This window comes from Muriicola sp. E247 (genome assembly GCF_041358175.1).
Lineage (GTDB): Bacteria > Bacteroidota > Bacteroidia > Flavobacteriales > Flavobacteriaceae > Muriicola.
This window is the reverse complement of record NZ_JBGKBE010000003.1, coordinates 294,549-300,746: the sequence shown is the minus strand read 5'-3', so window position 1 is coordinate 300,746 and position 6,198 is coordinate 294,549. Positions and strand designations below refer to the sequence as shown.

General features: G+C 42.5%; 3 protein-coding genes, 1 tRNA gene and 1 pseudogene. 1 reads left to right on the top strand and 4 read right to left on the bottom strand.

What is annotated here, in order from left to right; all coding sequences use genetic code 11:
• From ACA086_RS07560 to ACA086_RS07545, 4 genes and pseudogenes are all read right to left on the bottom strand, one after another.
• Nucleotides 1-90, bottom strand: a pseudogene (locus ACA086_RS07560) (GIY-YIG nuclease family protein); the annotation flags it as partial.
• Nucleotides 91-184: 94 nt separating this feature from the next.
• A tRNA-Ser gene (locus ACA086_RS07555) sits at nt 185-268 on the bottom strand.
• Nucleotides 269-371: 103 nt separating this feature from the next.
• Complete coding sequence (locus tag ACA086_RS07550; protein ID WP_371002720.1) at nt 372-2,726, bottom strand: TonB-dependent receptor; 2,355 nt, start codon at nt 2,724-2,726, stop codon at nt 372-374.
• Between the two features lie 131 nt (nt 2,727-2,857).
• Nucleotides 2,858-4,906 carry an HD family phosphohydrolase gene (locus ACA086_RS07545; RefSeq protein ID WP_371002719.1) on the bottom strand — a complete coding sequence of 683 codons (2,049 nt, stop codon included), beginning with the start codon at nt 4,904-4,906 and terminating at the stop codon, nt 2,858-2,860.
• A 116-nt stretch (nt 4,907-5,022) separates the two neighbouring features.
• Between ACA086_RS07545 and ACA086_RS07540 the strand changes: the two genes are divergently transcribed.
• A complete protein-coding gene (locus ACA086_RS07540) occupies nt 5,023-6,198 on the top strand; it encodes an acetyl-CoA C-acyltransferase (RefSeq protein ID WP_371002718.1) in 1,176 nt (391 codons plus the stop codon).

Below are 6,198 nucleotides of genomic sequence, written 5' to 3'. Positions count from 1 at the left end.
GGGAACACCACTTTTTGTTGAACGTACTTTTCCCTGGTTGTGTCTTTTCAATCTTTTAATGATATCTGTAGTCTGACCTACATAATATCGTGAACGTTCGCCCTTACATAAAAAAAATCTCTATAGCTATGGCCTTAGCCTGGCGGATGTTATCCGCCGAAGTCACGCCAGAGCGTGACGAAAGCGGAGAGACTGGGACTCGAACCCAGGCGACACTTACGCGTCGACAGATTAGCAATCTGCTCCGTTACCACTCCGGCACCTCTCCTGTATTTCAATATTTCAAGGCATCGATATTCAGCTTACCCGAATAGCGGCTGCAAATGTAATTCTTCATTCCTTGGAACGCAACTTTTTGAAATGGTTTTTGCTTAAAAAAATGTAACGGTGTTACCCTTCAGTCCATTTTCAGTAACGGCTTTAACAACAACCCTCATAGGTGAATCAATTGCAGGCCTTGCTAGCCTGATTTCCGCTTTTCCATTACTATCAGTTAGAAGTTGTGGTTCCCAATACAATGTATTTGCAATCCCCTCGGCTGATCTTTTTCTCTTTCTATTATTTCTGTATTCCTCAAAACTCATCGACTCATGAAAACCCTGGTACAATACTTCAGCATCCTTTCGAGCCAGATATTCAATATCTGAGCCCGAACGAGTAAAGATTTGTATGACCCCACCGGCCGCCCGGCTTCCATACACTGAAGCTTCTGCACCAAGTAGCAGTTCAATACGTTCCACATCTATATAACTGACTAAATTAATGACATCTACAAAACGAGTCGTCTGATTTAGTGGAAATCCATCTATCACCCATAACAAAGGACCCAACCGGGCTGCTCTGGGGATAAATATGGAAGGACTCAAGGTTCCTAAACCAACAACCTGAACCCCCGGAATATTCAAAAATAACTGGGGCAGGGTTTTGGGCCTTTCTATGTCCTGTTCAATCACTCGCGTAGCCCTTAGATCATAACGAGAAACTCTGGTCTTATGCAATTCCCTGGTAGCCAACAGGGTAACTTCCTCCAATTCGATTGGCTTTTCAGATCTAATGTCTGAATCAAAATCCCTCACAGATCTTTGAGGCCTTTCAGAATCTGATCCTACCTTATTTTCAGAATATGTCAATCCCTCTCCCGTTAATTTCAGGGGTGGAATTTCATACTCATAGGGCACTACCTTCACCAGCTTTTCTTCTGTTTCCTCACCCGCCGTCCTGAAAATTATATGGGCCTCCCCTTCAATCTCCATTTCACTTATTTTAAACATCCCATTGGAGTTGGTTTTAGTTTCTATGGCAAAAACTTCCTCCCCCGCAGTAATTAGCATCTGTATTTCTGTGTTCTGCAGCAGAGTATTATTGAGGTCATATGCCTGTCCGTAAAACTCGAGCCCTTTCTGGAATCCATACCGAATTTCATCCGGGACCCTGGATGGAACAACATTTATATCCTCCCCGGTATACTGTCCTGTAAGGAGGAGTAAATCCTCAATAAACCTCTGATTCCTCAGTTCAGTTTCACCCTCTATTCCCTTCCGCACAGATCCCGGGATTAAGTCCGAATTTATTTCTTCCAGCAGACTAACGGAGAGTTCGGTTTCAACTGGCTTTCCCGTTTCATCATAAACCTGAAATTTAAACACCTCATCCCCTGAAGCATCCGTTTGCCTCTCTACTTCAATATACAATTCATTTTTATTGATCTTCCAGGGTCGTCGTGCCCAAACCTGGCCTGAGCTATCCTCCAATCTGAGCTCGAGGATACCCTCTGGAAGTTCGGTTTTAGGGATTTCTATTTTTTCCCTGGGGCTGCTTTGAAACACTATCTCCGACTCAAAAAAGCTTATGCCGTTTCTTACTCCCTTTAAGAATACGGGCTGATCCATTAGTTGAGCCGAAGCTTCTATATTGATAAGTGCTTTATCGGAATTAAGATTATTAAGCTGAATTGTATACCCCACTTCCTGAACTTGCGGTAATGGAATTAACATATCATCCGCTACACTGATATAGTACGTTTCGCCTTTTACAGGTGTGAAAAGGAATCTGCCTATCCCCTTTTGAAATTCAATATTTCTGGTGACAATTTCCCCTTTACTAGTTACAATGGGTGCCTTGTGTAAGCTGATATCTTTGTGATATACCATCACCTGCGTTGGCAGCTGATTTATTAAAGAACCACTTTCCGGGTGAAGAACAAGGCCTTCGGCCAAGGACTTGGTTTTAGATCGTCTCTCTTCAATTTCTACTTCCTTTGTTGCAATCAAATCAGGGTCATAATTGAGCATCCACTGGGTATATGCCCTGAGATAATACACTCCCTCCTGTAATTTTTTGGGAATTTCCAAAGAACCGGCACTGATTCCATTTTCTATTCTGTGGAACTGGCTTAAAAGCAATTCTCCTTTTTCATTCAGGAACTCCACCTTCAGCACTTCACTGGCACTCACCCGCAACTGGTCCGGGCCTGTAAAAACATCCGCTCTGAAAAATACGACCTCTCCGGGTAGAAAACTCGACTTGTCCGTATGCAATCGTATTTTTTCCTGCCAGAAAAAGAGAGAGTCTCTTACACTTACCTGATCCTCAAATGCACCAGCATAATAACCCTTTTCAGAAATTTCATATCCCTTTGGATAAGAGGCCTGGGCCGAAACCATATATGGTGTGACGGTCACAATTACAACGAAAATACATAGCGAAAAATTCGATCTTATAAACATAGTTTCAATTTAATAGTCTTACTATTAATTGTTGACAGACTAACTGTTATATTGTGAAAATAAGATGTATTCACAACTTAAAAAAGAAATTTATTACAACCTTAACTTTTAATAGATGGCCGTAATTTTTACTACTCCGGGTACTCTACTCTCAGGTGGTAGATATTGGTAAGCTTTTTCTTGAGCACCTTCTTTACCATCTCAATCTCCTTAAAGGTAATATTGGCGTTGAGGAATTGATTCCCCTTCATTTGTCCGTTGACGATCTTCTCAACAAATTCCTCAATAATTGGATAGGATGGATTTACAAGGCTTTTAGATGCTGCTTCCACCGAATCTGCCATCATCAGAATGGCAGTTTCCTTGGAAAATGGTATAGGGCCGGGATATTTAAAATCGTCTTCTTCAACCTCAGGGTTCCGCTCCATTTCCTTTTTATAGAAGTAATAGACCCTGGTCGTACCATGATGCGTTCGTATAAAATCTATCACACGATCGGGTAAATTATTTTTCTGGGCTAATTCTATTCCTTCGATGACGTGGTTAATTATGATCCTTGCACTATCCCTTGGATCAATATCATCATGCGGATTTACGTTGGTTACCTGATTTTCAGTAAAATATGTGGGATTGTTCATTTTTCCAATATCATGATAAAGGGCGCCTACCCTCACGAGCATGGCATTGGCCCCTATGGCATTAGCCGCAGCTTCAGCGAGATTGGCAACCTGGAGGGAATGGTGAAAAGTGCCCGGTGCTTTATTGGATAGTTCTTTCAACAAACGGGAATTAGTATCCGATAGTTCTAGCAATGACACATCAGAAACCATCCCGAAAATCTTTTCATAAATATATATAAGTGGCTGTGCGAATAAGGTTATCATCCCATTTAGCAAGAAGAAGCCAAAAGTGAACCAGTTGATATTGTCCAGATTGCCCTCGTGTATGATATGAAAGGCAAAATACCCAACAATGTATATAAGGGTAATCTGGCCGACAGAAATAAATAAATTGGCCCTTTTGTACAATTCAGAAACAGTGAGAATGGTTACAATACCGGCAATAATCTGGAGGAAGATATATTCAAAGCTATTAGGGACTACAAACCCGAGGATCAAAACCGTAAGTACATGGACAAACAATCCTAGTCGGGCATCAAAGAATGTTTTCAGTATCAAGGGAAGTATGCACAGGGGCACAACATAGACATAGGCTCCGTCATATTTCACTACAAGGGTGGTCAGAAAGACCATCAGGAGAATATTGAAGAAAATGAAAGTCACCTTGATGTTATTGCGATAGATGGCAGGCCTGTATTTTTTAAGAAAAAGGAAGAGCATAATTAGTACCAGTGCCACCAGGATAGTATATCCAAATAGAATAAAATACTGATTGTTGGCCGTCCAAACCTCCGATTCGAACTCGGCCTTCAGGGAGTTCAGAATAGTATAGTTTTCTGCCTCCACAACCTCGCCCCTGGCAATAATAAGAATGCCCTCGTCTACATTTCCCCGGGTAGTTGAGATCCGTGACATTTCGTCTTCCAGCTCTTTTTTAGACAGCTCAGCGTCATAACTCACATTTGGTTTTACCAAGTTAAAAAACAGGTCCTGAAAGAGGGAATAGTATTCTCCGGCTCTTCGGTTGCGCAAACTTTCCTGCACCATAGAATCTACCTGGGTGACCGTATATAGTTCATCCTTTCTGAACCGACTGGCTTCGTTATTTTTAACGAGGTAGAGGTATTCCGAAGAATTGCCGGCCGCAGTATTGTCTACAATCCCATTCTTATAAAGCTCATTTAAAATATCCTGCCCTATTCCCTTTAATCGTCTTAACTGGGTATTGGAATAGCGTTCTGAAGGAAACACTTGTGAAAATGAATCATCATATATTCGATTGACCTCTGTTACAGCAGACGTGTCATATGTATAATAAGGTACTTGTTGTTCTTGCAGGGCTTGTTGTTCCTGAGCAATTTCGTCTGCAGTTTTCTTGATCGAAAAATCAAAAGGGGCATATAGATTTTCGTATTGCCAGGGCTTTCCTTTCTGGAATTCGTATTTAAATTTACCCCCCCTGGGGAAAAAGAATACGATACATCCAATGGTTACAAAATAGAGAACATATTTGTAGATCAGGGACTGGTTCTTATATAATTTATCTAGTGAATCTTCCATTGGATATTACGCCTCGACCAAAAATAGAAAATATAATGGCAACCCTCCTCTTTTCTCTGCCTTTGGTTACGCATTGCCCTATAATTTCTTAATTTCGCGTTACAAGAAAACAGATTATGAAAGAAGTTGTTATCGTTTCCGTAGCAAGAACTCCAATCGGTAGTTTTTTGGGATCCCTTTCCGGGATGCCGGCTACAAAACTGGGAGCTGTTGCCATAAAAGGTGCCCTAGATAAAATAGGGCTCTCTCCCGATTTAGTTGAAGAAGTATTAATGGGAAATGTCGTTTCAGCGGGCAACGGGCAGGCTCCTGCCCGCCAGGCAGCTATTTATGCCGGTATCCCCGATACCGTACCTTGTACAACGGTTAACAAAGTTTGTGCATCCGGGATGAAAGCCATCATGCAGGCTGCACAATCCATAGCATTGGGAGACACCTCAATAGTTGTCGCAGGCGGCATGGAGAATATGAGTTTGATCCCCCATTATGTACACATGAGAACCGGTCAGAAATTCGGACCGGCCACCCTTGAAGATGGCATGCAGAAAGACGGACTTGTTGATGCGTACGATCAGAATGCGATGGGTGTTTGTGCCGACCTTTGTGCCGTAGAGCATAAGTTCAGCAGGGAAGAACAGGATGCGTTTGCCATACAATCCTATCAAAGGTCAGCCAAGGCCTGGGCCGAAGGTAAATTTGATTCCGAGGTCGTTCCTGTTGAAGTACCCCAAAGAAGAGGTGAGCCTCTGGTTGTAGCTGAAGACGAAGAGTTCAAAAATGTAAAACTGGAAAAAATTCCTTCCCTCAGACCAGCCTTCAGCAAGGATGGTACAGTAACCGCAGCCAACGCCTCCACTATTAATGACGGTGCAGCTGCTTTGGTCCTTATGAGTGCCGAAAAAGCGGCAGCCTTAAACTTAAAACCCCTGGCGAGTATCAAATCCTATGCCGATGCAGCCCAGGAACCTAAATGGTTTACAACCGCTCCGGCAAAAGCTTTGCCCAAAGCGCTGGACAGGGCTAAGCTGAAATTAGAGGAAATCGACTACTTTGAATTCAATGAAGCTTTTTCCGTAGTGGGCCTTGCCAATATGAAGTTACTCGGTCTTGATGATTCAAATGTCAATGTAAATGGTGGTGCTGTGTCACTGGGTCATCCGTTAGGTTGCTCAGGTGCACGAATTGTCATTACCCTCCTCAGTATCCTGCAACAGAATAATGGAAAATACGGAGCCGCCGCTATTTGCAATGGTGGTGGTGGAGCTTCAGCTCTAATCCTGGAACGTAAATAA

What these genes read in the sequence shown, in the direction of transcription:
- ACA086_RS07540 (WP_371002718.1), top strand. Translation starts at nt 5,023, where the DNA reads ATGAAAGAAGTTGTTATCGTTTCCGTAGCAAGAACTCCAATCGGTAGT.
- ACA086_RS07545 (WP_371002719.1), bottom strand. Translation starts at nt 4,906, where the DNA reads ATGGAAGATTCACTAGATAAATTATATAAGAACCAGTCCCTGATCTAC.
- ACA086_RS07550 (WP_371002720.1), bottom strand. Translation starts at nt 2,726, where the DNA reads ATGTTTATAAGATCGAATTTTTCGCTATGTATTTTCGTTGTAATTGTG.